We start from the raw sequence: 25,773 nt of genomic DNA, 5'->3' as shown, positions 1-25,773 counted from the left end.
GGAGGGAATCTGATGAAGATCGCCTTAGCCTCCGATCGCGGGGGATACGCCTTAAAGCAATACATTCTGGAAGAGCTGGTTGCTGATCAGGTCGATGTAAAAGACTTTGGATGCGATGATCCGACGTCAGACGATTATTCGAAAGGCTACCCGGACTATGCAGAAATGGTCGCAAAGGCTGTTGCTTCTGGTACCTATGATCGGGGAATTCTCGTGTGTGGGACAGGCATCGGGATGTCCATTGCTGCGAACAAAGTAAAGGGTGTGCGCTGTGCGCTCGTGCACGATACGTTTTCCGCGGAGCAGACCCGCCTGTACAACGACTCCAATGTACTAGCTTTAGGGGAAATGATAATCGGACACACGCTAGGCCATGAGATCGTAAAGACGTGGCTTCATACGCCTTTTGTTGGCAACGTTAAACGACTGGAAAAAATCAAAGAGCTGGAAGAGGCATGAGAACAGGAGGGAATGCACAGATGAAAACAATCGGACTGATCGGCGGCATGAGCTGGGAATCTTCCCATGTGTACTACCAGTTAGTGAATGAGGCAGTGAGGGACAGGTTGGGCGGCCTTCACTCAGCTAAATGCATTCTCTACTCCGTCGACTTTGCGGAAATCGAGGAATTGCAGAATGCGGGGAAATGGGAGGAAGCGGGAGAGCACATGGCTGACGCGGCAAGACGTCTGGAAGCGGCGGAGGCTGATCTGATCGTTCTGTGTACCAATACGATGCACAAGCTCGCCTATGCAATACAGGGCGCGACTAGTCTACCTTTCCTGCACATCGCGGATGCGACAGCCATGAAGATCAAGGCGGATGGACAACAGCGAGTCGGCTTGCTCGCGACACGCTTTACGATGGAACAAGATTTTTACACAGGACGTTTGCGAGACACGCATGGACTGGATGTACTGATTCCAGACGAGCAAGGTAGGCAGACCGTTCATGAGATTATCTATGAGGAGCTGTGCCGGGGCATCATTCGAGAGGAATCAAAGCTTGCCTATCTCAAAGTCATTTCAGAACTGATCGAAGCAGGTGCTGAGGCGATTATTCTCGGCTGTACAGAAATCGGGCTGTTGATTACGCAAGCGGATTGTTCGGTTCCGGTGTATGATACGACTGAAATCCATGCGATTTCTGCGGTGGAAGCTGCATTACAAAAGGAATAAAGCGTTCACACGAGAAGAGGTCGCCAGTTTCTGCTGGTTGATCTCTTTTTTTAAAGCATCAACAAACTGAAGGATGAGTAATATCAAAACAAAGGAAAAACAAATTAAAAACACTAAAAAACAATTCCTTAACGTGTCATTCATATCAACTTAATATTTCGACCGTAATATAGGACGCAGGAATAGGAAATGAACATTCCCACACAGAGGAGAGATTCTCATGAAGAAGTGGCATTATCCTTTACTTGCGTCCTTTTTATCGATCGCCGTACTCACTGGCTGTGGCCAAGCATCACAGTCCCAAACAAACACACAAGGTTCCACATCAGGAGGAAGCGCCGCTAGTCAATCCGGGGAAATCACCGTCTACACAGCTCTGGAAGATGATCAGATTAAAACGTACCTGGAGTCCTTCAAGGCAAAATACCCGGATGTGAAAGTCAACATCGTCCGCGACTCTACGGGCATTGTCACAGCCAAATTGCTGGCGGAAAAAGACAATCCACAAGCAGACGTCGTATGGGGTACCGCAGCTACAAGCCTATTGGTTCTCGATCAACAAGGCATGCTGGAAGGCTACTCGCCAAAAGGTGTCGAGAAAGTATCCGCTGAGTTTAAAGATGACAAAGCCCCTACGCACTGGGTAGGCATCGATGCATGGGAGACCGCGTTTGCTGTGAACACCAAGGAGCTGGAAAAACGCAATCTGCCGATTCCGCGTTCCTACGAGGACCTGGCGAAGCCCGAATACAAAGGGATGATCGTCATGCCGAACCCTGCATCCTCGGGAACAGGACTCTTGACCATCAATGGTGTGATGCAGCTGAAAGGCGATGCTAATGGTTGGTCTTACCTGGACAAATTGCACGATAATATGGCAATCTACACGCACTCTGGCTCCAAACCAGCAAAGATGGCAGCGTCGGGAGAATATCCGATCGGGATTTCCTTTGGCTACCGTGCCATTACGGAAAAGAAAAAAGGAGCGCCGATTGAGGTCGTCTTCCCTGAGGAAGGCTCCGGCTGGGACGTAGAAGCCAATGCTTTGATGAAAAAAGCGCAAATCAAGCCTGAAGCAAAGCTGTTCCTCGACTGGGCGATCTCTGACGAAGTGATGAAAGCCTACAACCAAAACTTCGCTATCGTCAGTGTGAAGCAAGAAGGAACATCTCTGCCCGAAGGATATTCCGTAGATCCATTGAAACAACTGGTTCCTCTCGATCTGAAAAAAGCGGCTGAAAACCGCGAGAAAGTATTGGCTGAGTGGGAAAAACGCTACGCTACCAAGAGCGAGCCTAAGTAAGCAACGAGGAGATACCGCATGACAAAATCCTATTTATCCATACAAGGGGTCAGTAAGCGCTTTGGTCTGTTTGCTGCATTGGAGCACGTCTCAATCGATATTGCCAAAAATGAGTTCGTCTGCTTGCTCGGCCCTAGCGGCTGTGGCAAGACAACGTTGCTCAGGATGATCGCAGGGCTGGAGCAACCGACGACAGGAAGCATGATCGTAGGAGGCAGGGAGATTACTTCCCTGCCGCCTGCAAAGCGAAATATTGCCATGATGTTCCAGTCGTATGCCCTGTTTCCTAATCTGACAGCAGCCGAAAACATCGCTTTTGGGCTGCAAGAGAAAAAGCTGTCCAAGCAAGAGATTGCAGCAAAGGTAGAGGAAGCACTGGATATGGTGGATTTATCACCTATCGCAACCAAATATCCAGCCCAGCTCTCAGGAGGTCAGCAGCAACGGATTGCTTTGGCACGTGCGATCTCCCTTTCGCCAGACGTACTGTTACTGGATGAACCTCTCTCTGCTCTAGATGCAAAGGTACGCCAAAAGCTTCGTCGAGAAATTCGCCGACTGCACGAGAAATTCGGGATGACGACGGTCATGGTTACTCATGATCAGGATGAAGCATTGACGATGGCAGACAAAATTGTCGTGATGAATCACGGGGAAGTGGTCCAGGTCGGGACACCGGAGACCATCTACAACAAGCCCGCCACACCGTTCGTCGCTGATTTTATCGGAGCGATCAACTTTATCGAGAGTCGACGTATTAAGACAGGGCAGAGCGAGGTCCAGAATTTGCTGGCCATTCGTCCTGAGCATGTACGCATCATGCCGCATGAGTAGGAGTGCGGGATTCCCGCGACCATTCAGGAAAATGAGTTTCGTGGTGGGTTCTATCGCATTTATCTGGAATGGCAAGAGGAGAATGGGCAGACGACGGAGCCGTTGACCCTCGACTTGCCCGCCTCTCAAGTGAGCAAGCTGGGAATTCATCGGGGACAAAAAGTGTGGCTGGAGCTTCCCATGGAGCATCTGCTCCGCTTTGAACAGGACCAGGCAGCTGCTGCAAAGGAACAGGGGAGAAGGGAATGAAAGCTTCTGTGATGCAGCAAAGTGGCAAGTCGGTGCAAAAATGGTTGATTACGCTCGTCGTCGTGGCGCTGCTGGCAACTGTGCTACTACCTTTAACCCAGCTCTTTTCGAAGGCCTTTTACGACCGTGCGGGGAATTTCATCGGCCTGAACAACTTCCTGACTTACTTTTCTACACCGGCGTTGTCCCAATCGCTAACGAATACAATGCACATCTCCGTGATGACCACAGTCGTGGCGGTAATTCTAGCTTTTTTATTCGCGTACGCCCTGACGCGTAGCGGAATTCGTGGAAAGCGAGCATTTCGGGCGGTGGCGCTCTTGCCGCTGTTTGCACCTACGATGATGCACGGGATTGCCTTGACCTATCTGTTCGGCAATCAGGGACTGGTCACGACAGGAATCTTCGGGATGCTGCCATTTACATGGGACATTGACCTGTACGGTCCTGTGGGAATCATTTTGGCAGAGATCGTCTACGTCTTTCCACAAGCGTACTTGATTCTAGCTGTGTCGATGGCATTCGCGGACTACCAGCTCTATGAGGCTGCTGATACACTCGGAGCCAGTCACTGGCGCAAGTTTTGGATTGTTACGATTCCGAGTGTGAAATACGGGATTGTCAGTGCATGCTTCGTTTGCTTTACACTCGCGTTTACAGACTTTGGTGCCCCAAAGGTCGTGGGCGGACAGTTTTCCGTTCTGGCTACCGATGTGTACAAGCAAGTCATTGGACAGCAAAACATGACGATGGGCGCGACGGTGGGACTGCTTTTAATCCTCCCTGCACTAGTTGCTTTTATCGTAGACCGCATCGTCGAACGCAAGCAGCACGCCGCGGTCACGGCAAAGTCAAAGCCGTATCGCATCAAGGAAAACCGGATACGAGATACCTTTTTCTTTCTCTTTTGCTTGGCTATGAGTGGATTTCTGCTGCTGCTCATGGCAGCTGTCGTACTCGCTTCCTTTGTCAAAGTATGGCCGTACGACCTGAGCTTCGGGTGGCAGCACTACGACTTTTCCAATGTGGCTGGAGAAGGGATGGGGCCATTGTGGAACAGCATCGTCGTTGCATTGATCACGGCAGTAGCGGGAACGGTCGTCACCTTTGGCGCTGCCTACGTCATTGAGAAATCGCAGGTGTGGAGTGGCCTTCGGCAAGCGGGTTACTTCCTGTCGATTCTCCCACTGGCACTACCTGGTATGGTCATCGGTTTGGCTTACATTTTCTTCTTCAACAACCCGGCGAATCCATTTCACGGTTTGTACGGAACGATCTGGATGCTGATCTTAGCCAACGTGATTCACTTTTTTGCCGTATCGTTCATCACAGCGACCACGGCACTTAAAAAGCTTGATCCGGAGTTTGAAATGGCAGCTGAATCAATGGGTATATCACGGGCAAAGGTGTTTTGGCGAGTGACTGTTCCGGTTTGTACACCAGCGATTGTCGAAATGGCCGTCTACTTTTTCATCAATTCTATGGTCACGATCTCGGCAGTGGTCTTTCTGTACGCAGCAGATTTCAAGCTCGCTTCTGTCTCAATCGTCAACATGGACGACGCAGGGGATGTAGCACCTGCAGCAGCTATGTCTGTACTGATCGTCCTCCTCAACATCATCGCACGTGCAGGCGCTGAAAGGATCGCGGCGAGAATTCGCAAGCGCTCAGCATGGACGAACCAAGAAAAAGGAGCAGGTGGCGTAAATGATAAAAGCAGTTGTCTTTGACTGGGCAGGTACGATGGTGGATTATGGATGTTTTGCACCCCTGGCCGTATTTTTGCAAGTATTTAAAAATCGTGGGATCGAGCTGACCGCAGAGGAAGCGCGGGAGCCGATGGGCATGCTGAAGCGGGATCACATCCAGACATTGTGCAAGATGGAGCGTGTAGCCACACTATGGCAGGAAAAGTACGGACGCACACCAGATGAAAATGATGTGGATGAGCTTTACGCCGATTTTGAGCCGATGCTGATGGAGACGTTGCACGAGTATGCGACACCGGTACCAGGAGCAGTCGAGCTGGCAAACCGCTTGCGCACCCAAGGAATCAAGCTCGGTTCTACAACAGGCTATACCCGCAAGATGATGGATGTGGTGACGGTCTCGGCCAAGGAACAGGGCTACGCACCAGATGTTCTCGTGACACCGAGCGAAGTGCCTGCAGGGCGACCTTATCCGTGGATGTGCTATCAAAATGCGATGCTGCTTGACTGCTATCCGATGGGCGCCATGGTGAAGGTTGGCGACACCACGAGTGACATGAAGGAAGGCCGCAACGCAGGAATGTGGACGGTAGGTGTTTTAAAAGGCGGTAGCGAGCTGGGACTGTCCCAGGAGGAAGTACAGCAATTGCCAGAGGAAGTGTTGGAGGAAAAGCTCGCTCGTGCTACAGAGCGATTACTGGAAGCAGGCGCGCACTACGTGATCGATGAAATTGGCTGCCTCGATGAAGTATTGGCGCAAATCAATGAGCGCATGGCAGTAGGAGAGTAGCCTAAATCATCGAGTACCCAACATGGAATCGAAAGGAATGGGACGAATGACGAACCAAACGACAACGGACAATCCTTATTTGCTACTGACGCCAGGGCCACTGACGACATCTCCGAGGGTGCGAGAGGCGATGATGCGCGACTGGTGCACATGGGATCGAGATTACAACGAGCTGGTACAGGAAATCAGAGGAAAGCTGGTTCGACTCGCTACGACTCGTTTTGAGGAATACACAACCATACTGATGCAAGGCAGCGGCACTTTTAGTGTGGAAGCCGTATTGAGCAGTGTCATTCCGGCAGATGGCAAGCTACTCGTCCTGACCAATGGAGCTTATGGAGACCGCATGGTGCAGATGGCACGCGTTCATGGCATCGAGACAGAAGTCATTGATTTCGGGGAAGTCACTCCGGTATCAGCTGCTCCTGTGGAACAGCTGCTGGAAAAAGACGCGACGATCACCCACATCGCAGTCGTTCATTCCGAAACGACAACGGGCATGCTCAACCCAATCGCGGATATTGGCGAGGTTGCAAAGCGCTATGGCAAAACCTTTATCGTGGATGCGATGAGCAGCTTCGGAGGGGTTCCGATGGACATCGCCGACCTACACATCGATTACCTGATTTCCAGCGCCAACAAATGCATTCAAGGTGTGCCGGGTTTCGGATTTATCATCGCCAAAACGACGGAGCTTGCGGCATGCAAAGGCGGTGCACGGACGCTTTCCCTTGATCTGTATGACCAATGGGAGACAATGGAGAAGCATAACGGAAAATGGCGTTTCACCTCTCCGACTCATGTGGTGCGAGCTTTTTATCAAGCATTGATCGAGTTGGAAGCAGAGGGTGGAGTGGCCAAACGGTACGAGCGCTACAAGCGCAATCAGCAGATCCTTTCAGAAGGCCTGGAACGGCTTGGATTTACGATTCTGTTGCCAAAACAATCCCAATCCCCATTCATCACGTCGATCTACTACCCGAATAGCGAAGCGTTCTCCTTTCAAGTCTTGTATGAGCGGTTGAAAAAAGCAGGCTTCGTCATTTACCCAGGCAAGATTTCGCAAGCAGACACCTTCCGTATCGGTAACATCGGTGAGGTATACCCGGAAGACATGGAGCGCTTGCTGGCTGCAGTGGAAGAAAACCGATTCTGGTAGGGAGAGCTGTCTTTTTTTGAACATAAAACCAAGAAAAAACATGAAAACCAACGCGGAACTGTTTTGCGGTAGTTTGAATATGGGGAGGATCCTACTATGAAAGTATTTTGCTTGGGTGGAGCGGGGAACATTTGTCGGGAAGCGGTACTGGATCTGGTTCAGCATTCTGAATTTGAGCAGATCACGATCGGGGATTTCAATGAGGAGGAAGGGCGCAAGGTAGTCGCATGGCTGGGCGATCCGCGAGTAGATTTTGTACATGTCAATGTTCGTGACCATGCTGATACCGTTCGCAAGCTGAGAGGCTACGACATCGTCATGGACGGAACGACGATTACGCTGAACGGACTCACTACGGCAGCGATTGCCGAAGCTGGTTGCCACGGCATCAATCTGAACGGATTTGGGGAAGAAAATACTTCTGATGCGATCTTTCGCGAAAACGAGAAGACGTGCCTGCCTGGCTTTGGGATGACTCCTGGTCTGACGCAAATGATGGCCATGCACGCAGCCAACCAAATGGACGAAGTAGATGATGTGCGGGTGAGTCACGGTTCGTTCCGCCCGATCGCCTTTTCCAAATCGATCACCGAGACGACCACTTATGAGTACGACCCAACTCTACCAGGACGAATCGTCTATGAAAACGGCGAGTTCATCCAGGTGCCCCCATTTGCTCGCCCACGCGAAATCGACCTGCCTGCTCCCTATGGCAAAACAGTTCAGTACATCATTCCCCATGCGGAGACGAGAACGCTGGCTCAGGCGCTGTCAGCCAAAGGCGTCAAGCTGATTGAAGTCCGAGGGACGTGGCCGCAAAAGAACATGGAGCTCGTCAAATCCCTCTATGATTACGGATTCCTTCGCAATGACAAGATCACGGTGGGAGAAACGACAATTGGAATCCTTGATTGTATCTCCCAATACCTCTACAATTCTAGTGAGGGGAAAGAAACGGAATTATATGGCTATTCACTTCACATTGAAGTGACTGGGACCCGGGATGGGCGCCAAGTTCGCCATATTTTGTACCATACCCATCCAGCATCCGATGGTTCTGTCGAGGGGTGGGAAAAGCTGCGGGCCTATACACGCAACGTAGGGATTCCGATGGCGATTGCTACAGAGCTGATTGCCAAGGGAGAGGTAAAAAAGACGGGAGTCATCACGCCGGAAGAGGCATTTGACCCGGCTATCATTTTTGCTGAATTAGCCAAGCGCCAGATCGTTATCCACGAGGAGATCACAGAGCTGGCAGCACAGTCATAGGGGGATAAAAAGCGTGTCGTTGTTCGGAGAAGAGCGCAAGCAGATCATTTTGCAATTGGTGAACGCAAACGGCAAGGTACGGACCAACGAATTGGTAGAGAAGCTACAGGTATCATCTGAGTCGATCCGCAGGTATTTGGAAGAGCTGGAGATGGAGAAAAAGCTGAAGCGCGCATACGGTGGAGCGGTCAAGCTGAATCTGGATCGTTCTGAACCGTCCCATATGAGTCGGGAAGTCATGCGTGCCGAGGAGAAAAAACGGATCGGCCGAGCTGCAGCTGAGATGGTGCAGGACAACGACACGATCGTCATCGATGAGGGTACGACCCCTTTGCAGATGATTAATTATTTGTCTACCAAAAAAGATTTGACGATCCTGACTAGCTCTATCACTGCACTCAATATGTTGATTGAACACCAGAATGGAGGCCTGCTCTCCGCTGAGATTTACTTCCTGGGGGGCAAGGTGAACGCCAAGCATCATCGGGTAGGCGGATCTTTTGCAGAAGACATGATGAAAGACTTTTTCGTGGACAAAGCGTTTCTATCCGTAGATGGCCTGCTCATCAGCAAAGGGATAACGTGCTATGATCCGGAGCGTGCCGTACTGGCAAGGCGCTTTATCGAAAATGCGAATGAGAGCATCATCATGGCCGACCATTCCAAGATCGGGACCAGTACGCTGTGCAAGGTAGCTGAGCTAAAGGATATCGACATCGTCATCAGCGACACGACTCCTCCAGATGACTGGAACAAAGAGTTGCATGCCCATAACGTCACTTGGCTCGTCGCCGAGTAAACTTGAACAGACCAGTTGTTTCCTAATGGAGGAGATGGCTGGTCTTTTTTGCGCACATAGGAAGTTATGAATTTCCTATCCAGACAAGTCCAGCTAAGCGAGATCTGCGCCCTTTGGGTACAAAAAGCTTAGCGTAGTCAATAGAATTAAAAAAGAACGGTGATACCAACATAGCTAAGGTTGGGAGAAGCAGGCTTCCGATCTGCGCTCCGGGTCTACACCCTCCAAAGAAGAATAGACTGTCCGCTCCACAACGATTCACGGGGAAGCGGTAAAGTAGTAGCCGCTCCGCAGGGAACACAGAGGTACCGCTTCTTGATCCCGTGAATTCGTTATTCCGCTAAGCTGGGTTCCGAAGTCGCTCCGCCTGGAAACCTGCTTCTCCAGAGAGCTTTTGTGATTTCTAGCAACTTGTTTTTTCGGAGAGTCAATGTTAGCCGAGGAAAAAGGAGAAAAAAGCGAAGATCTTTGGGGCACCAGCCGAAGCGGAATGAAAAAAGAGAAATACGGTCTTGCTTGTCCACCTCTGAAAATCACCATGAATCGGCTGCTTTGGACGCGGCTTCGCTTTTTCCAACGAGTAAGACTTTATAAGCGTGAAAGCTTATGAAGTCTGGAGCGCATAAAAACTTTCCGCTATAACGCGGTCGCTCCTCCATGAACAAGCCTCGATAGAGGTTTTTCTATGGAGGTGTCCAGGGATAACCCCTTAGCAGGGGACCCAAGAAGCTGGAGCGTTTTCTCCTTTTTCCTCTCCTCCACTAAAGTCTGATCTAGTGCAAAAAAAGGCAGCGGATGTATTTCTTGCGTTTTACTTATCCAACCAAGAGGATGCGTACGATTTGGTAATTAATTGTATAATGTTTGTGTCTAGTCTGTACTTTGCGGTAAGTCTCATGCGAAGTGTCGCTCCGTTGGGGCAAGCAACGACACTTTGCTATAATAGAATCAGTAGGAAGAATGGGATACGCTAGGAGAGATGCACATGATTGACAGACTGGACCATTTTGTCTTGACGGTTCAGGACATAGAGGCGACCTGTCGATTTTACGAGCAAGTTCTCAAAATGAAGGCAGTCACCTTTGGTAATGGCAGATGGGCGTTGGAGTACGGTCAACAAAAAATCAACTTGCATCAGGCGGGCCATGAATTTGAACCAAAGGCGCAGCATTCTGTACCTGGTTCAGCAGATCTTTGTTTTCTCACATCAGTTCCACTGGAGCAGGTCGTACAGCATGTCGAGTCTTGCGGAGTCGCCATTATAGAAGGACCTGTTCAGAGAACAGGAGCGACTGGGCCGATTCTCTCTGTTTACTTGCGTGATCCGGACGGCAATCTGATTGAACTTTCCCAAGTACATAAAGCGGATGACGCGCATGTGGATCCGACTGTGGCCAGAATTAGGAGCCTGTTTCGTGATCGTGAGCCCGGCATCATGGGTGATGACCGATATGGTTTATTCAGCGTCTTACTGCCATTAGTCCATATGGAAGATGGGCGTCTGGGTATTTTGTTTGAAAAACGTGCGAGCACGATGCGACGACAAGCAAACGAAGTCTGTTTTCCAGGAGGACGGACAGAGGAAAGTGACGAATCGCGGTGGGCTACGGCTCGCCGTGAAACAAGCGAGGAACTGGGACTACCGTTGGATCGCATCCAGTATATCGGGGATATGGATACATTGTTAGGTCCGGGTAGAGGTAGCATTTTTCCATTCGTCGGTTATCTAGAAGACATCTCTGACATGCAGCCTAATCCGGACGAAGTAGGAGAGGTATTCATCATTTCTTTGGATACGCTACTCGCTATGGAGCCTGCTATTCATACGACATCTTCGTTCATGCAGCCAGAGGAAGACTTCCCGTTTCACTTGATACCAGGTGGCAAACGCTATCCATGGAGATCGGGGACGGTCGAGCATCTGTTTTACGAAGTGGAAGGTCGTGTGATCTGGGGGATGACCGCCCGTGTATTGGCGCATTTTCTCGAACTGATCCGTCAAAAAGGAATCGCAGAGTAGAGATATCAAACAAGGGAGTGAAATGGCAAATGTGGAAAGCAAATCCGATCGCGTCTCGACTACAGGTGAAATGGCCCATAATTCAAGCGGGGATGGCAGGTGGGACGACGACCCCAGAGCTGGTCGCTGCCGTTTCAGCAGCGGGTGGTCTTGGTACGCTGGGCGCGGGTTATATGAGCGCCGAGCAGATTCGTCAAGCGATTCGCGCCATTCGGGAGCTGACTGACAAGCCGTTTGCTGTCAATCTGTTCATCCCCGAAGAATTCGATGGAGAGCAGCCAGTCGCCTCTACAGTCGCTATAGCGATGAATGATGTGCGGGAGCGATTGGGTATACCTGCTGACCCTGCCGTGACACGTTATGCGGAGCCATTTGCAGAACAGATGGCTGTGGTTATAGAGGAGCAGGTGCCAGTATTTAGCTTTACATTTGGTATGTTGGAGCCACGTTGGATGGCAGAGCTCAAGCAGCGCGGAGTGACTGTGGTCGGCACGGCTACGACTGTCCGTGAAGCGGTGGCACTCGAAGCGAGCGGTGTCGACATGATTGCGGCTCAAGGCAGTGAAGCTGGCGGACATCGGGGTTCCTTTTTGCCGGACTCTCCCAGCAATCTCGTGGGGACGATGGCATTGGTCCCACAGATCGTCGATCGCGTAAACATCCCGGTGATTGCTGCTGGGGGAATCATGGACGGCAGAGGGATTGCAGCAGCATTTGCACTAGGGGCACAGGCCGTGCAACTGGGGACAGCCTTTCTGACGTGCGTGGAGAGTGGAGCCCATCCGGAGTATAAACGTGCCGTACGTGAAACGAATGATGAGGCGACCGTGATTACACGAGCCTTTTCCGGTAAATCTGCCCGAGGGATCGAAAACGAATTTATGACTTTGCTGGCTCCGCATGACAGTGAGCTACCGCCGTATCCGGTGCAAAATGCGTTGACCCGCGACATTCGCACCGCAGCCGCGAAGCAGAACCGGACGGAGTACTTGTCCTTGTGGGCGGGTCAGGCTGCTTTCCTCAGTCGGGGATTACGTGCAGAAGAGCTGGTCGCTAAGCTGGTCGAGGAAACCGAACGGGTAGTTAGCGGATTGCGCTAGGGAGGAAACGAAATGAGACAGACAATCGCCCTAAAAGGGACGGTCATTGCATTTGGGCAGGAAATCGAAAGCGGTCTGGTAGTCGTGGAAGGCAAGACGATTCAGTTCGTCGGTCCTGCTGACAGTTACACTGGTGACATGCCAGAGCAAGTGATGGAAGTGAAAGACGGGTGGATCACCCCTGGTTTCATTGACATTCACATGCATGGGATTGATGGCCACGACACGATGGACGGCACACCGGAATCGCTGCAGGCGATCTCCCACGCGCTGACTCGCTTTGGCGTGACGACTTTTTTAGCGACGACGATGACAGCGCCGTATTCGCAGCTGGAAACCGCGTTGCAGAACATCGCCCAAAGCAACCGAGAAGGAATGCCCGGAGCGCAGGTGGCCGGTATCCATCTGGAAGGACCGTGGATCAATCCAAGCTATAAAGGCGCTCAAAAAGAGGAAAATATTATGCCGCCAAAGCTGGATGCGGTACGCCATTTATACGAATTGGCAGACGGACTGATCAAGGTCGTGACGATCGCGCCAGAGCAACCAGAAGCACTGGAAGCCATCGCCTGGCTCGAGGACCGTGGGGTTATCGTGTCGGCGGGTCACACCGGAGCGACGTTTGCTCAAGCGGCAGAAGCAGTTGAAGCAGGCGTGCGTCACTTCACTCACTGCTTTAACGCCATGACGGGCTTGCATCACCGCGAGCCAGGAGTAGTAGGTGCTGCGATGTATCATGAGCAGCTGAGCACCGAGCTGATTGCAGATGGCATTCATGTGCATCCGGCCGTCATGAGCATTTTGTACCGGATCAAAACGGCAGGACGGCTCGCGTTGGTCAGTGATTCCATGCGTGCAGCTGCGATGGGAGAAGGCACTTATGATCTCGGGGGACAGGAAGTACACGTTCTTGGCGCCGAAGCCAAGCTGGCTGATGGGACGTTGGCGGGCAGTATTTTGACACTCAATCGGGCAGTAGGCAACATGGTGACGCTGAGTGGCGTGCCATTGCCGGAAGCCGTGGAAATGGCTTCTCAGACACCTGCTGCGATCTTGGGGCTTGCTGAACACAAAGGTCGTCTGGCCGTAGGCTTTGATGCAGACATTGTCGTGCTGGACAAAACGTTTGAGGTAAAGTCTACCTTCGTTTCGGGGAAGGAAGTCTATCGCAGAGAAAAATAGAGTTGAAAATGCAGTCGTCAAAAAAAGCGGCCTAAACGCAGAAGGTTTAGGCTGCTTTTTCGTGTTCTACCGTTCCTGCTGCAAGGCGGAATGCTCCTGAATGGCACCCCACATGTTTCCACTCGGATCATAGAACTTCATGACCCAGCCAAATCCGTCATCCTGATAGTGGACGATGGAGACTTGGTTTTGGCTCAACTGCTCGTATAAGGTGTGGATGTCATTCGTTGCGTACAACATAGTGGGCATTTGCTGGCCATTGACGCTAAAGTGGGCGTGACTGTCATCGGAAGATTGCCAGAGCATCAACCAAGGACCCGCAGGTAGGGCGAGAAAAGCGGATGATCCGTAATGCTCTTTCAACATAAAACCGAGGTGCTCAGTATACCAAGAGATGGACTCATCCAGTCTCTTAACCGGTATTTGTATATGCAAAAGAGAGTGAAGGCTTCCCATTTTCATCAGCTCCTTAATACCGATGTATTCGGTCTACAAGAGGGACTCCCTTTATTTTCCACTAAGAAAAACCCATGATTTTTTCTCCACAAGCTCTTGACAGATTTTTTTTCCCGGGAGTATAGTGGAAGCAAATATGGAACCGGTTACACATGAATGACGTCCTCAATCATTCTCTTTTTTTCATCAATGTGTAACCGGTTACACATCATGAAGAGACGGTGAAAACAGGCATGGCAACGATACGCGATGTGGCCAAATTAGCAGGGGTCTCTGTAGCAACGGTGTCCAGAGTCCTCAACAAAAACGGATATGTGAACAAAGATACGGAACAAAAAGTGGCCAAGGCGATCGAACAGCTAAACTATGAGCCCAATGCGGTAGCTCGCGGTTTGGCAGGGAAGCAGACGGGTACAATAGCGTTAATTCTTCCTGATATTGCCAACCCGTTTTTCCCCGAGATTGCGAGAGGCGTGGAAGATGTCGCCCAAAAGCAAGGCTTCACGGTCATCCTGTGCAATTCAGACGATCAGGGGCAAAAAGAAAAGTCGTACATCGAGATGCTACGGAAAAAATATGTCGATGGGATCATCTTTGCCTCCAATACGTTGGGACAGGATGACGTCGAACAAATGAATAAGAACAATATTCCTCTCGTCGTGCTTGACCGGGCGCCGACCCGCCAATCTTGCAGTGTCATTCGCTCGCGAAACTATGACGGGGCTAAGCTGGCTGTTCAGCATTTGCTGGATATCGGGTGCAAAAAGATCGCCCATCTGTACGGACCACAAGAACTGATTACCGCCAAGAAGCGGATGCTCGGATATGAAGAGTCAGTCATGCATTTTCCGTGGTATACACCCAGCCTGATGGTGCCGGGGCATTTTCGGATGGACGGTGGGCTCGCAGCGGTGAAGGAGCTGTTTGCCAAGCACCCGGATGTGGACGGAATCTTCTGTGGAAATGACTTGATGGCCGTCGGGGCGCTGAAAGGCCTTCACCAACTGGGCGTGCGTGTACCGGAAGACGTAGCGTTGATTGGCTTTGACGGAATCAGCTTGACGGAGATTACGCAGCCTGAGCTGTCCACAATTGCTCAGCCTAACTACGATATGGGCGCGCTCGCGGCGAAGGTCCTGATCGAGACGATCGAATCCGGTGTCATGGAAGCCAAGCTGTATGAACTAGATGTAGAACTAATCGTGCGAGATTCCACGAAAAGATAAAAGGAGAGAGAAGCGATGAATAAGCCACCACAGGTTGTCGTCATTGGTAGTTTAAATATGGATATCGTCGTCGAGGCGGAGCGTCCACCGCAAATGGGGGAGACCGTACACGGAAATCAGGTGCACTTCATCCCGGGTGGTAAGGGTGCGAATCAAGCGGTAGCGTCTGCTCGTCTGGGAGCAAAAACCGCGATGATTGGTGCGGTTGGCAGTGACGCTTTCGGAACGGAGCTGTTGCATGCGCTTGGTCAGGAAGGCATTGACGTTGAAGCGGTCAAGACCGTGGCTAACAGTCATACAGGAATAGCCTCAATCGTGCTGTCCCAAGGAGACAATCAGATTATCGTCGTGGCAGGGGCCAACGGACAGGTGACAGCCGCTGACATCGATCAATTCGAAGAAAAGATGGCACAGGCTGATGTGGTCCTGTTGCAATTGGAGATCCCACTGGACACGGTGATCTACGCGGCTTCCAAGGCAAAAGAGCTGGGCAAGACGGTTGTGCTCAATCCTGCACCAGCTAGAGAACTGCCAGATGAACTCTTGCAAAAGGTAGACGTCCTCATTCCCAATGAATCGGAGCTCTATTTACTGGCGAAAGTTGACGCAGAGGTAGAGCTGGAGGCTGCGATGGAAGCGATGCTGAAAAAAGGTGTAGCGACAGTCGTGACGACCTTGGGTTCAAAAGGAGCCGCCTATTTGACGGCTACAGGGGAAAGAGGCCTGATCGCGAGTCATCGTGTGCAAGTAGTCGACACAACAGGAGCAGGAGATTCCTTTAACGCGGGATTCTCTTACGCATTAGCAAGTGGCGCAGCGGTCGGAGAGGCAATCGCATTCGCTACAAAAGTGGCTGCGCTTGCGGTAACCAAGCTGGGCGCACAGGCGGGAATGCCTACCCTCGCACAAGTAGAGGAATTCATCGCAGAGTAAGGGGGACATTATGAAAAAACAAGGCATTTTAAACAGCGAGATTTCAGCCCTCATCAGTCAGCTAGGACATACAGACCGGATTGTCATTTGTGACGCTGGACTGCCCATTCCAGACTTTGTGGCCCGTATCGATTTGGCGATCGTACCCGGATTGCCCTCGTTTTTTGAGGTGCTGAATGCGGTTTTGATAGAGATGCAAGTAGAGAAGGCGATTTTTGCCGAGGAACTGATCACAGCTCAGCCGAGCACTCATATTTACCTAGAGGCTGCGCTGCCTGGCGTAGAGCTGTCCAGTGTCAGCCATGAAGAATTCAAAGCGCTCACGAAAGAGACCAAAGCGATCATTCGTACCGGTGAGTGCACACCATTTGCCAATGTCATCTTACAAGCAGGTGTGACGTTTTAAATTAACACGGCGAAGGGAGGAGGAGTACACATGTCAGCATTCCTATTGGAGATGAAAGGAATCAGCAAATCGTTCCCTGGGGTCAAGGTGCTAAACGACGTCCAGTTGAACCTGAAAAGCGGCGAGCTCGTCGCTTTGATGGGGGAGAATGGAGCTGGTAAATCTACCTTGATGAAAATTCTCGGCGGCATTTACGAGCGGGATGCGGGTACGATCATCGTCAAGGGCGAGACGCAGGAAAAGATGACGCCTGATATCGCCTCCAGTCGAGGGATCGCGATTATCCACCAAGAGATGAATCTGATTCCCCATCTGTCCGTCATGGAAAATATATTTCTCGGACGTGAATACACGTACGGCAAGACCGGATTGGTCAATTGGCGCAAGATGAGGCAGGAGACCAAGCGCTGGCTCGATCAGCTGGGGATCAAGCTGGACCCGGATACGATGGTCGGCGATCTGTCCGTAGGTCAACAGCAAATGATCGAGATTGTCAAAGCACTTTCCATGCAGGCAGACATCCTCGTACTCGATGAACCAACGGCAGCCCTGACCAACCGTGAGATAGACGCCCTCTTTGATATGATCGCGTCGCTCAAACAAAAAGGCGTAGGGATGGTCTACATTTCGCACCGTATGGAAGAGATATTTCAGGTGAGCGATCGAATCACCGTCCTGCGTGATGGTCAGTACGTGGGAACCGTAGAGACCGCCGGGACGAATCTGGATGAACTCGTGAAAATGATGGTCGGTCGTGAAATCACCGATCGCTTCCCAAAAGCTGAGGTAGAGTGGGGCGAGGAACGACTGCGTGTCGAGAACCTGAGTGTCAAAGGCAAGCTCTCAGACATCTCGTTCTCCGTCAAAAGCGGGGAGATCGTCGGAGTGGCCGGGCTCATGGGGGCAGGCCGTACGGAAATGGCCAAAGCGTTGTTCGGCTTGGAGAAAGTGCGAGAAGGACGAATTCTCGTAGACGGTCAGCCTATTCGGGTGACACGCCCGATGGACGCGATTTCAGCGGGAATCGCGCTCGTGACGGAAGACCGCAAAGAAGAAGGGCTGGTCTTGTCGCTCTCGGTTCGGGAAAACATTTCGTTGCCCAATTTGGAGAAAGTCTCTTCGCTCGGGGTCATGAAGCCAAGCCAGGAACAGCTGCTCAGCAATGACGCCATTTCGCGCCTGTTCATTAAGACGGCTGGCGGTGAGCAAATCGTCGGGTCGCTGTCAGGCGGGAATCAGCAAAAGGTCGTTATCGGCAAATGGCTGGCGACTCAACCAAAAATCTTGATTCTGGATGAGCCGACTCGCGGTGTCGACATTGGTGCCAAAAAAGAAATTTACGACATCATGAATCGACTCGCGCAGGATGGGGTTGCGATCGTAATGATTTCATCTGAGCTCCCTGAAGTGCTGGGGATGAGCGATCGGGTGCTGGTCATGCACGAAGGGCGCATCACCGGTGAGTTTACACGGGAAGAGGCAACACAAGAATTGATTATGCATGCAGCGACGGGAGGGACTAGCCATGCGGTTTAATGTTTTACAGAGAATGGGCCCGCTGCTTGGGCTCGCCTTGATTGTCATCGTCCTATCGATTATCAACAGTGATTTCTTGACGATAAGCAATATTTTCAACGTACTGCGTCAGATTTCGATTAACGCCCTGATTGCCTTTGGGATGACGTTCGTGATCTTGACGGGTGGAATCGATTTGTCCGTAGGGTCCATGTTGGCTCTTGCAAGCGCAATCACAGCAGGGCTTATGGCAAGCGGCATGGACACATGGTTGGCTGTATTGATCGGACTCTTGGCGGGTGTGGTCATGGGGGCCATCAACGGTGTGATTGTGGCAAAAGGGAAAGTGGCTCCGTTCATTGGTACGTTAGCGACGATGACGGTTTTCCGTGGTCTGACGCTCGTCTACACAGAAGGTAGACCGATCACGGGACTTAATCCTGACTTCGCCATGCTGGGGAAAGGCTTCTTCTTGGATATTCCGATGCCTGTCATCTGGATGCTGATTTCATTTGCGATCCTTTATTTCATTCTTCGTCATACGACCTTTGGTAGACATGTGTACGCGCTTGGTAGCAATGAAGAAGCGACCAAGCTGTCCGGGATCAGCACGGGCAAGGTAAAAGTGCTGGTGTACTCGATCAGCGGTCTGTTCGCTGCTCTGAGTGGGATTATCCTCACTTCCCGACTGAATTCGGCTCAGCCGACAGCAGGGACATCCTACGAGCTCGACGCGATTGCTGCGGTAGTCTTGGGTGGTACGAGCCTGTCCGGTGGACGTGGCTGGATCGTCGGTACCTTGATTGGTGCGATGATCATCGGTGTGTTAGATAACGGTCTCAATCTGCTGAATGTCTCGTCCTTCTACCAGTCGGTAGTCAAAGGGGCGGTTATTCTCATCGCAGTACTCTTGGACCGATCTAAAGCAAGTAAATAAAAAAAGCTTTGACTTAAGGAGGATGAAATCGTTATGAAGAAATTTTTGAAGATGGCTCTGGCTTCGTCGCTGGTATTGGGGGTACTTGCAGGCTGCTCCACGTCATCCAATCTGGAAAACAAGGCACCTGAGCAATCCACTGGCAACACAGGCGGCAATGCAGGTGGAAAAGTGACGATCGGTTTGGCTGTCTCCACCTTGAACAATCCGTTCTTCGTTTCCTTGAAAGAAGGCGCTGAGAAAGCTGCCAAGGATGCAGGAGCTGAGCTGTTGGTCGTAGACGCGCAAGATGACACGGCGAAACAAATCAGCGGTGTAGAAGACCTGATCCAGAAAAAAGTGAGCGTCATTATGATCAACCCGACTGACAGTGCTGCGATCGTAACAGCAGTAGAGGCAGCCAACAAAGCAAACATTCCTGTAATCACGGTTGACCGTGCAGCAGAAGGCGGACAAGTGGTTTCTCATATTGCTTCTGATAACGTAAAAGGCGGAAAAATGGCTGGCGATTTCATCCTGGAAAAATTGGGTGGTAAAGGCAACATCGTCGAGCTGCAAGGGATCGCAGGTACCTCCGCAGCACGTGACCGCGGTAAAGGCTTCCACGAAGCAGTAGACAACAAAGAAGGCGTGAAAGTAGTAGCGTCTCAACCTGCCGATTTCGACCGCGCAAAAGGGTTGAGCGTTATGGAAAACATTTTGCAGTCCAACAAAGACGTACAAGCTGTGTTCGCACACAATGACGAGATGGCGCTGGGTGCCCTGCAAGCCGTAGAAGCACAAGGCAAAAACATCATCGTAGTAGGCTTCGACGCGACAGACGATGCAGTGAAATCTGTTAATGACGGCAAAATGGGCGCGACTGTAGCACAAAAACCTGCTGCGATCGGGGAAACAGCTGTGCAAACTGCGCTGAAAGTAGCAAAAGGTGAAAAAGTAGAGAGCAACATCCCAGTTGATCTGGAACTGATCACAAAGAAATAACGATTTCGTGCAATTCGGGGAGCCTTCCTGGCCGTCTCACTGAGACAACGGGAAGGCTCCTTTTTACGCTCTTGGCACTCGCCCACTCCCATCCATAAGTCCCCATGTAAAAAAGGCTCCCATCCTCAGTATCTGTCCGAGGGAGGAGCCTTTTTGTCAGGAGCTACTCCTTTTTCCTTTTTTGTAGTAATTCCAATACCCATTCACACCACTTCATGTCTTCCTGCATGCGTCTACAGCCCCAAGAGAGCAAAATATAGTCGCTAAAAGCAGGGTGGTCAGGATGATCGGGATGTCCTTCTGTTTGCTGCTCCATCTCTTTCATAATATGCTCAAACATTTGTGCTTGTTCGCGACAATGGTCGATGCGCTCTCTAAACATCGCATGCGCCGCCTTTTCGTCGGTGAGCTGCAGGCAGTACGCTTTTAGTACGAGTTCATCTCGAACGACAGGCTCAGCAGTCGGTTCCGCGAGCCACATTTTCAAGGCTATTTCACCTTTATCCGTAATGGAATACACTTTTTTATCAGGCCGGTCAGTCTGGTGTACACGAGTAAATTGCATGTATCCTTCTTGCTCCAATTTGGCCAACAGCGGGTAAATCTGGCTGTGCTTGGCTTGCCAGTATGGCTGTAATTGGAGCATTAAATCGTAACCGGAACTAGGTGTCCGGGCAACCAGCCCAAGAAGTCCGTACGCGAGTGTATTCATTGGAAATGCCCCCTGACTTTCTATCTTTCCTCATAATTATAGGAAGGGATAAGAATCGAATCAATACTGATATAAATTTCTAGTGATTTCCTCTTGAAAGTCAAAGAAGGTCAAACTATAATAAGGTCATCGGAAGGTCAGTAAAGGTCAAACATTTTGAAGATCATATGATCCTTTCGTTATTGTGACCAAGACCAGAAAGACTAGTCACACCATTACAGATTCGCTGTATAGGGGGTAAGATTTATGCAGTGTGAAGTATGTCATCAACGAAACGCAAACGTGTTTGTAAATATACATGTCCAAGGTAAGCAGCAAAAATATTACTTGTGTACGGAATGCCAATCCAAGCTGACGAACAAAATCGGACTTGGCATGAACTTCGGCCCATTTTCTTCGTTCTCTGGGTTGGATGATTTCCTTCAGGGATTTGCGAAGTCACCTATGAATGCGGAAGCAGCCAACCCTGCTGCACCGTCTGGCGAACGCGGAGGAATCCTGGATGGAGCGGGACGCAATCTAAACGATGCCGCTCGTGCTGGTCTGATTGATCCCGTTATTGGGCGAGATGGAGAAATTGACCGTGTCATTGAGATTTTGAATCGACGCGGCAAGAACAATCCGGTTCTGATTGGGGAGCCTGGGGTCGGTAAGACAGCAATTGCTGAAGGCCTGGCATTGCGCATCGTGGAAGGCGATGTTCCAGTCAAGCTGCGTGACAAAATCGTCTATACGCTCGATGTAGCGTCCCTCGTCGCAGGTACGGGTATTCGTGGACAGTTTGAAGAAAAAATGAAGCAGATCATTGCGGAGCTGCAACAGCGTAAAAACGTCATCCTATTCATTGATGAGCTACATCTTCTGGTGGGAGCGGGTTCGGCAGAAGGCTCGATGGACGCAGGCAACATTTTGAAGCCGGCCCTAGCGCGTGGTGAGCTGCAGGTCATCGGGGCAACGACGTTAAAGGAATATCGTGTAATTGAAAAAGACGCCGCTCTGGAGCGCCGTTTCCAGCCAGTTATCGTCAAAGAACCTACGGTTGTAGAAGCGCTGGAGATCTTGAAAGGACTGCGTCCGAAGTACGAGTCCTACCATCAGGTTTTTTACCCAGATGATGTGCTTCAAGCTTGTGTGGAGTATTCCAACCGATACATTCAGGATCGTTATTTGCCGGATAAGGCGATCGATCTGCTGGATGAAGCAGGCTCCAAGCTGAACCTTCGATCTGCTGCAAATGACACAGAACATATGCGAGCACGTCTGAAATCAATCGGGGTAGAGAAACAGGAAGCGACCCAAGCAGAGGATTATGAACGCGCGGCAAAATTGCGTGATGAGGAAGCGAAGCTCCTTGAGAATCTGGATATGATGGACAGCACCGAACAGCGTGCCACTGTCCGAATCGAAGATATTCAGGAGATTATCGAGCAGAAGACAGGGATTCCTGTGAAAAAGCTGCAGAGTGATGAGCAAACCAAAATGAAACATCTGGCGGAGCATCTGGAACAGAAAGTCATCGGTCAGGCGGAAGCCGTGTCACAGGTGGCCAAAGCCATTCGCCGCAGCCGGGCAGGGCTGAAACCAAAACATAGACCCATCGCTTCGTTCTTGTTCGTCGGACCGACTGGCGTAGGGAAAACCGAACTGACCCGTGTATTGGCCGAGGAGCTCTTTGGAACCCGCGACTCGATGATTCGACTGGACATGAGCGAGTATATGGAAAAGCATTCCGTTTCCAAATTGATTGGTTCTCCTCCTGGCTATGTGGGTCACGAGGAAGCCGGGCAACTGACCGAACGTGTGCGCCGCAATCCATACAGCATCATTTTGCTGGATGAGATCGAGAAAGCTCACCCGGACGTCCAGAACATGTTTTTGCAAATTCTGGAGGACGGTCGACTCACCGATAGCCAAGGACGTACCGTCGCGTTCAAAGATACTGTCATCATCGCGACAAGCAATGCGGGTGTGAGCGAACGGAAAATTTCTGTTGGCTTTGGTGCCAAAACACCTGAGCCGATGTCGGTGCTGGATTCGCTGGGGGCTTTCTTCCGGCCCGAATTTCTCAACCGATTTGATGGCATCATCGCCTTTAACCAGCTGCAAAAAGAAGATCTCGTCAAAATCGTGGATGTACTGCTGCAGGATGTCGTAGGGAATCTGAAGGATCAAGGTATGGAGATGAGCATCTCCGACGAGGCAAAAGCCGTGCTGGCCGAAAAAGGATACCATCCAGCCTTTGGCGTAAGACCACTGCGTCGAGTGATCCAACTATACATCGAGGACGGTATCGCCGATCTCGTGATGGAAGAGGATGGGGTAACAGAGATCCGCGTAGATGTCGTAGACGGCGAGATCCGTGTTTCCAAGAAAGACTGATCCAAATCATCTACCGCTTTTCTACTAGAGGGTTCGCCGAAGGTGCGAATCCTCTATTTTTTTGCAGCTATACAAAGGCTGGAAGCCCAGCAACCTCGTGCTAGCGAGCTTTGCGAAGTACATCTACCAGCTGTTTGATCCCTTGCTCGATGACCTCTTCCTTTGTCGTGGAGGCATTCAGCTTGAGGATGTTTTCCCGGGGAAAGGCGTACAAATAATGCTTATCGATCGATTCGACTACGATGGATTGCTTTTTCAGCAAAGGAATCAATCGGGAAACAGACAGCCTCTCGTTGAGAACGAGATGGGTGTGAATACCTGGATACTTCATTTCTTGATAGGAAAATAGGTCTGTGGCATCAGCCTGCTCCCGTTGCAGCGAGTCAGCCAGTACTCGGGATCTGCGTTCGTAGGAGCTACGGATTTTCTGTTTGTGCCGATCAAACATGCCGCTTTTTAAATAGATCTCCAGCGCTGCTTGCGACAGCATCGAGCTGTCGATATCGAGCAGCCTCTTGTATTGATTAAACGTGTCGGTCAGGGCGTCGGGAATAACCGCTGTACCCAATCGCAGTCCGGGGAAAATGATTTTCGAATAGGTCTTCAGGTAGATGACGTGCTCCGATTGATCGAAGGTAAACATGGGATCGGATTTGCTGTCCTGTTCCAGGTCGGCGAGGTGGTCGTCCTCGACAATATACACCTCGTATTTTCGAGCTAGCTCCACAATCGCTGCCTTTTCTTGCCGAGAGTAGGAGGTACCCAAAGGACTCTGGAAGCGTGGCATGGTGTAGAAGAATTTGATTCTTTCACTTCGGAAAAGTTTCTCGAGTTCTTCGAGGTCCAGCCCCTGCGCTGTGCGCTTGATTCCGATGACAGGGAGCTTGTGTGTTTCCAAATACTCAATTAACAAGTGATAGCCAGGCTGCTCAATCAGGAGCGTGTCCTTTTGATTGGGAAACGGAATCGTCGCCAACAGCGCAAGTGCTTGCTGGACACCCGACGTGACGAAAATGTTTGAAGGCTGGGTAAATACTTGCTGGTTTGCCAACTGCTTTTGCAGCACATAGATCAATGATGGCAGACCTTGGGCCGTTCCGTATAGAAAGAGATCATTCTTGTAGGTCTCGATAGCTTTGTTGATACAGTGTTGAAAGTCCACATAGGGGAATACATCTGGATCGGGGGCGGAAGTGGCAAAGTCGATGATGTCAGGTACTGCCGTGTGAGGCTTCCCTTGCTTTTTGACGACGTAATAACCGCTTTTATCGACGGAGTAGACGAGATGACGCTTTTCCAGCTCATGGAGGGTGCGGATAACGGTGCTCATGCTGCACTGGTATTGTCGTGCCAGCTCGCGGATGGAGGGGAGCTTGTCTCCTTCCCGATAGGTCTTTCCTTCGATCAAGGCCTCCAATTCGTTCTGCATATACATGTATTTACGCATAGAATTCCCTCATCCCGCCAGGCAATCTGTATCGGAACAGATTGTCTTTTTTTGCATTGTAGCACGAGAGCTGTAGCTTTACTATGAAGGAAAGACGGCCGTCTGGAAAAAGGATACATGCGTTAGAGGAGAGGAGAGTCCCGTATGTCACCAACTCATAAAGCCATCACTGCTGCGATAATCAACGCGATCATCGTCGGTCTGTCATTTATTTTTGTAAAAATGGCTCTGACTGTTGCCAACCCAATCGATACGCTGGCACACCGCTTTACCTTTGCTTTCGTGGCAGCTTCGATCCCGGTACTTTTCGGCTGGGTTCGATTGACGATAAAACCAAAGGAAATGGCATCCTTATTGCCGTTGACCTTCCTGTACCCCACGTTGTTTTTTGCGCTTCAAACGTTTGGACTCGTTTACACCACGTCGTCCGAGGCAGGGATTATTCAGGCGACAGTCCCCATCTTTACACTGCTGATGGCCACCTTCTTCTTAAGGGAAACGTCTTCCTTGCTGAAAATAGCCTCCACGTTCCTGTCGGTAGCAGGTGTGATCTATATTTTTGTCATGAAAGGTGCATCGGTTGGAGCTGGAAACGGGATCGGGACGGTTCTCATCCTGCTATCGGCACTGTCTCTAGCCGGTTATAGCGTCTTGGCGAGGAAGATGACTCGATCGTTTCATTATATAGACATTACGTATATGGTTTCGGTGATCGGATTTTTGTTCTTTAATGTCTGGGCAGTCACTCGACATGTAGCAGATGGAACCATGAACCAGTTCTTTACTCCGTTTCAAAGCCCGATATTTGTCGTCTCGGTACTCTTTCTCGGCATTTTATCATCGCTGGTCACTTCGTTTTTAAACAATTTCGCCCTATCCAAGATGGAAGCGTCCAAGCTGAGCGTATTCAACAATTTGTCTACTTTGGTCACGGTTGTAGCAGGGACGATGTTTTTACAGGAGCATCTGGCGCTGTACCATGTGATCGGCGCGGTCCTGATTGTAGCGGGCGTGATTGGGACGAATTACCTCGGTGCGAAAACACTCCGTAAGAAAATTAAACCAACCTCTGAATCGATATAAGGAAACGCGCATCATTATGCCGGGCCAATAGTCATGCTATTGCCCGGCTTCTTTGTGTGAGGACTCCAACTAAGGTACGAGGAAAAAATAAAGAAGGAGGGTT

General features: G+C 50.7%; 22 protein-coding genes and 1 pseudogene. 20 read left to right on the top strand and 3 right to left on the bottom strand.

Annotated features, from left to right (window positions below; all coding sequences use genetic code 11):
* Window positions 1–12 precede the first annotated feature (12 nt).
* The 12 genes and pseudogenes from rpiB (at window position 13) to nagA (ending at window position 13,592) form a co-directional block, all read left to right on the top strand.
* Window positions 13–459: a ribose 5-phosphate isomerase B gene (gene rpiB, locus AN963_RS11950; RefSeq protein WP_055744825.1), complete on the top strand. Its 447-nt coding sequence runs from the start codon at window positions 13–15 to the stop codon at window positions 457–459.
* Window positions 460–479: 20 nt separating this feature from the next.
* Complete coding sequence (locus AN963_RS11945; protein ID WP_055744824.1) at window positions 480–1,178, top strand: aspartate/glutamate racemase family protein; 699 nt, start codon at window positions 480–482, stop codon at window positions 1,176–1,178.
* A 220-nt stretch (window positions 1,179–1,398) separates the two neighbouring features.
* Entirely contained in the window at window positions 1,399–2,481 is a 1,083-nt protein-coding gene (locus AN963_RS11940) for a putative 2-aminoethylphosphonate ABC transporter substrate-binding protein (protein ID WP_055744823.1), read from the top strand.
* Window positions 2,482–2,499: 18 nt separating this feature from the next.
* Window positions 2,500–3,564, top strand: a pseudogene (locus AN963_RS11935) (putative 2-aminoethylphosphonate ABC transporter ATP-binding protein).
* Window positions 3,561–5,294, top strand: coding sequence for a putative 2-aminoethylphosphonate ABC transporter permease subunit (locus tag AN963_RS11930; protein ID WP_055744822.1), 1,734 nt, complete (start codon window positions 3,561–3,563; stop codon window positions 5,292–5,294). The pseudogene AN963_RS11935 and the gene AN963_RS11930 overlap by 4 nt, the downstream one beginning before the upstream one ends.
* Window positions 5,275–6,063 carry a phosphonoacetaldehyde hydrolase gene (gene phnX, locus AN963_RS11925; RefSeq protein WP_083496985.1) on the top strand — a complete coding sequence of 263 codons (789 nt, stop codon included), beginning with the start codon at window positions 5,275–5,277 and terminating at the stop codon, window positions 6,061–6,063. The genes AN963_RS11930 and phnX overlap by 20 nt, the downstream gene beginning before the upstream one ends.
* A 46-nt stretch (window positions 6,064–6,109) precedes the next feature.
* A complete protein-coding gene (gene phnW / locus AN963_RS11920) occupies window positions 6,110–7,222 on the top strand; it encodes a 2-aminoethylphosphonate--pyruvate transaminase (protein WP_055746263.1) in 1,113 nt (370 codons plus the stop codon).
* 96 nt (window positions 7,223–7,318) lie between these two features.
* The gene (locus tag AN963_RS11915; RefSeq protein WP_055744820.1) at window positions 7,319–8,491 is read left to right on the top strand and encodes a saccharopine dehydrogenase family protein; all 1,173 of its coding nucleotides are present in this window, start codon (window positions 7,319–7,321) and stop codon (window positions 8,489–8,491) included.
* 13 nt (window positions 8,492–8,504) lie between these two features.
* Entirely contained in the window at window positions 8,505–9,290 is a 786-nt protein-coding gene (locus tag AN963_RS11910) for a DeoR/GlpR family DNA-binding transcription regulator (RefSeq protein ID WP_055744819.1), read from the top strand.
* Window positions 9,291–10,275: 985 nt separating this feature from the next.
* Window positions 10,276–11,310, top strand: coding sequence for a VOC family protein (locus AN963_RS11900; RefSeq protein ID WP_055744817.1), 1,035 nt, complete (start codon window positions 10,276–10,278; stop codon window positions 11,308–11,310).
* Window positions 11,311–11,339: 29 nt separating this feature from the next.
* A complete protein-coding gene (locus tag AN963_RS11895; RefSeq protein ID WP_055744816.1) occupies window positions 11,340–12,410 on the top strand; it encodes an NAD(P)H-dependent flavin oxidoreductase in 1,071 nt (356 codons plus the stop codon).
* A gap of 12 nt (window positions 12,411–12,422) precedes the next feature.
* Window positions 12,423–13,592, top strand: a complete 1,170-nt coding sequence (gene nagA, locus AN963_RS11890; RefSeq protein ID WP_055744815.1) for an N-acetylglucosamine-6-phosphate deacetylase — start codon at window positions 12,423–12,425, stop codon at window positions 13,590–13,592.
* 66 nt (window positions 13,593–13,658) lie between these two features.
* Here the strand turns inward: nagA and AN963_RS11885 are convergent, their stop codons facing one another.
* Window positions 13,659–14,048: a VOC family protein gene (locus AN963_RS11885; protein WP_055744814.1), complete on the bottom strand. Its 390-nt coding sequence runs from the start codon at window positions 14,046–14,048 to the stop codon at window positions 13,659–13,661.
* Between the two features lie 233 nt (window positions 14,049–14,281).
* On the opposite strand from AN963_RS11885, the gene AN963_RS11880 reads away from it, so the two are divergent.
* Genes AN963_RS11880 through rbsB form a run of 6 tightly spaced genes read left to right on the top strand, consistent with a single transcriptional unit; the run spans window position 14,282 to window position 20,049 of the window.
* A complete protein-coding gene (locus tag AN963_RS11880) occupies window positions 14,282–15,274 on the top strand; it encodes a LacI family DNA-binding transcriptional regulator (RefSeq protein ID WP_055744813.1) in 993 nt (330 codons plus the stop codon).
* A gap of 15 nt (window positions 15,275–15,289) precedes the next feature.
* A complete protein-coding gene (rbsK, locus tag AN963_RS11875) occupies window positions 15,290–16,207 on the top strand; it encodes a ribokinase (RefSeq protein WP_055744812.1) in 918 nt (305 codons plus the stop codon).
* A 10-nt stretch (window positions 16,208–16,217) separates the two neighbouring features.
* Window positions 16,218–16,613: a D-ribose pyranase gene (gene rbsD, locus AN963_RS11870; RefSeq protein WP_055744811.1), complete on the top strand. Its 396-nt coding sequence runs from the start codon at window positions 16,218–16,220 to the stop codon at window positions 16,611–16,613.
* A 30-nt stretch (window positions 16,614–16,643) separates the two neighbouring features.
* Window positions 16,644–18,149, top strand: coding sequence for a sugar ABC transporter ATP-binding protein (locus AN963_RS11865; RefSeq protein WP_055744810.1), 1,506 nt, complete (start codon window positions 16,644–16,646; stop codon window positions 18,147–18,149).
* Window positions 18,139–19,065, top strand: coding sequence for an ABC transporter permease (locus AN963_RS11860; RefSeq protein ID WP_236707960.1), 927 nt, complete (start codon window positions 18,139–18,141; stop codon window positions 19,063–19,065). The genes AN963_RS11865 and AN963_RS11860 overlap by 11 nt, the downstream gene beginning before the upstream one ends.
* Before the next feature lie 33 nt (window positions 19,066–19,098).
* Window positions 19,099–20,049 carry a ribose ABC transporter substrate-binding protein RbsB gene (gene rbsB, locus AN963_RS11855; RefSeq protein ID WP_055744808.1) on the top strand — a complete coding sequence of 317 codons (951 nt, stop codon included), beginning with the start codon at window positions 19,099–19,101 and terminating at the stop codon, window positions 20,047–20,049.
* 163 nt (window positions 20,050–20,212) lie between these two features.
* Here the strand turns inward: rbsB and AN963_RS11850 are convergent, their stop codons facing one another.
* The gene (locus AN963_RS11850; RefSeq protein ID WP_055744807.1) at window positions 20,213–20,761 is read right to left on the bottom strand and encodes a PadR family transcriptional regulator; all 549 of its coding nucleotides are present in this window, start codon (window positions 20,759–20,761) and stop codon (window positions 20,213–20,215) included.
* A gap of 246 nt (window positions 20,762–21,007) precedes the next feature.
* Here AN963_RS11850 and AN963_RS11845 point away from each other — a divergent pair, with 246 nt between their 5' ends.
* Window positions 21,008–23,140 (top strand): ATP-dependent Clp protease ATP-binding subunit, encoded by a 2,133-nt coding sequence (locus AN963_RS11845; protein WP_055744806.1) that lies wholly within the window; start codon window positions 21,008–21,010, stop codon window positions 23,138–23,140.
* Between the two features lie 100 nt (window positions 23,141–23,240).
* On the opposite strand, the gene AN963_RS11840 is transcribed toward AN963_RS11845, so the two are convergent.
* On the bottom strand, window positions 23,241–24,587 hold the full coding sequence (locus AN963_RS11840; protein WP_055744805.1) for an aminotransferase-like domain-containing protein: 1,347 nt from the start codon (window positions 24,585–24,587) through the stop codon (window positions 23,241–23,243).
* A 144-nt stretch (window positions 24,588–24,731) separates the two neighbouring features.
* Here AN963_RS11840 and AN963_RS11835 point away from each other — a divergent pair, with 144 nt between their 5' ends.
* Complete coding sequence (locus AN963_RS11835) at window positions 24,732–25,670, top strand: DMT family transporter (RefSeq protein WP_055744804.1); 939 nt, start codon at window positions 24,732–24,734, stop codon at window positions 25,668–25,670.
* Window positions 25,671–25,773: the final 103 nt, after the last annotated feature.

Origin of the sequence: Brevibacillus choshinensis, assembly GCF_001420695.1 — a bacterium.
In the GTDB taxonomy this organism is placed as follows: Bacteria; Bacillota; Bacilli; order Brevibacillales; family Brevibacillaceae; genus Brevibacillus; species Brevibacillus choshinensis.
Note: the sequence above shows the minus strand (reverse complement) of the source record. Positions and strands in the feature narration are given on the sequence as shown.